Origin of the sequence: Ideonella azotifigens (assembly GCF_006519715.1) — a bacterium.
GTDB classification, from domain to species: Bacteria; Pseudomonadota; Gammaproteobacteria; order Burkholderiales; family Burkholderiaceae_C; genus Ideonella; species Ideonella azotifigens.
Genome location: NZ_VIDT01000930.1, coordinates 1 through 1,737 on the forward strand (window position 1 = coordinate 1; position 1,737 = coordinate 1,737).

General features: G+C 71.0%; 1 protein-coding gene. It reads right to left on the reverse strand.

Going from position 1 to position 1,737, the window contains the following annotated elements:
• On the reverse strand, positions 1-1,710 hold a 1,710-nt coding region (locus tag FKP22_RS29330; protein WP_141291707.1), incomplete at its 3' end, for an ATP-binding protein.
• Positions 1,711-1,737 lie beyond the last annotated feature (27 nt).

A 1,737-nucleotide genomic window follows, 5' to 3' on the forward strand; every position in this document is an offset into this window, starting at 1 on the left:
GACCCGCACCCGGCCCAGCGGCGGCGCGCGGCGGCGCAGCTGGCGGGTGGCTTCCAGGCCGTCCATGCCGGGCATGTGCAGGTCCATCAGGATCAGGTCCGGGCAATGGCGCTCGGCCTCGCGCAGCGCTTCTTCGCCATTGCGCGCAAAACGCACCTGGTGGCCCAGGCGCGACAGCAGCGTGCCGACCACCATGCGGTTGGTCGCATGGTCCTCGGCGACCAGCACATCCAGCGCGCGGGCCGGCGGCGCGCCGCTTGCAATGCCTTCGGCCTGTGGCGGCTTGCAAGGCCGCAGCGGCAGCACCACGCTGAATTCGCTGCCCTGGCCGAGCTGGCTGCGCATGCGGATTTCGCCGTCCATCAGCCGCGCCAGGTTGCGGGTGATCTCCAACCCCAGGCCGGCGCCGCCGTACTGGCGCGAGATGCGGTCGTCGCCTTGGCTGAAGCGCTGGAACAGCCGGCCCTGCACGACCGGCGCAATGCCCACCCCGGTGTCGATCACCTGCAGTTGCACGGGCAAGCGCTGCTGCGCGTCCAGCGCGCCGGCGGGCTGGGCGATCAGCCGGATGCGACCGTGCTCGGTGAACTTGACCGCGTTCGACAGCAGGTTGAACAGCACCTGGCGGATGCGCGTGCCGTCGCCCAGCAGCCATTCCGGCAGCTGCGGGTCGACCAGGCATTCCAGCGCCAGGCCCTTGGCGTGTGCGGCCGGGCCCATGGTGGATTCGACCTCGCGCAGCAGCGCGCCCAGGCGCAGCGGCCGCAGGTCCAGCGTCATGCGGCCGGACTCCAGGCGCGAGAGGTCCAGGATGTCGTTCAGGATGGCCAGCAGGTGCTCGGCCGAGTCGCGCGCGGTGTGCACGAAGTGGGTCTGCTCCACGTCCAGCCGGGTGTCTTCGAGCAGGCTGAGCATGCCCAGCAGGCCGTTGAATGGCGTGCGCAGCTCGTGGCTCATGTTGGCCAGGAACACGCTCTTGGCCTGGTTGGCGCTGTCGGCCGCCTCGCGGGCGCTTTTCAGCCTGTCGGCCAGGTGCTCCAGCTCGGCGCCGCGCTGCTGGCTGGCGTGCCACTGGCGCAGCAGCACCGCGGCGAAGGCCAGCGTCATCAGGCTGAGCAGCGCCGTCAGGCCCACGCCGAGGTGGATCTGGCTGCGGATGCTGCTGTTGCGCCACAGCGTCTGGGCATGGCTGCGGGCATTGGCCTCGTCGGCCAGTGCATGCACAGGGGTTTGCAGCAGCGCCATCTCGTCGGCCAGGCTGTGCAGCAGCGCTGGCTCGGCCGGGCCGCTGCGCTGCAGCACCAGGTCCACCTGGCGCACCAGCGAGTTCAGCAGGCGCTGCAAGGCCTGGGGCTTGGCGCCCAGCAGCTCGGGCAGCGCACCGTCGTTGGGCTCGTTGCCGTCGCGGCCCGGCTTGAGCAGCAGCTGCACCTGGTTGGCAAAGCGCTCGTGCCGCTGGCGCAGGGAGACCTGGCTGGCGGCGTCCGGGTGGGCGGCCGCGGCCTCCAGTGCGTCGCGCAGCAGCAGGGTTTCGGTTTCCAGCTCGACCAGGTGCCAGACGCGGTTGTCCTCGTTGCGCTGCATGCTGGCGCTGAACAGCACGAACTGGCGCGACTGCACCCAGGCCACCGCGGCCAGCACGGCGATCAAGCCGACGCCGATCAGCATCAGCGCATGGCGGCGCACCGAAGCGGGCAGGCGCTCAGCCATGGTTCAGCGTTGGGGTCAGGCGGCCTC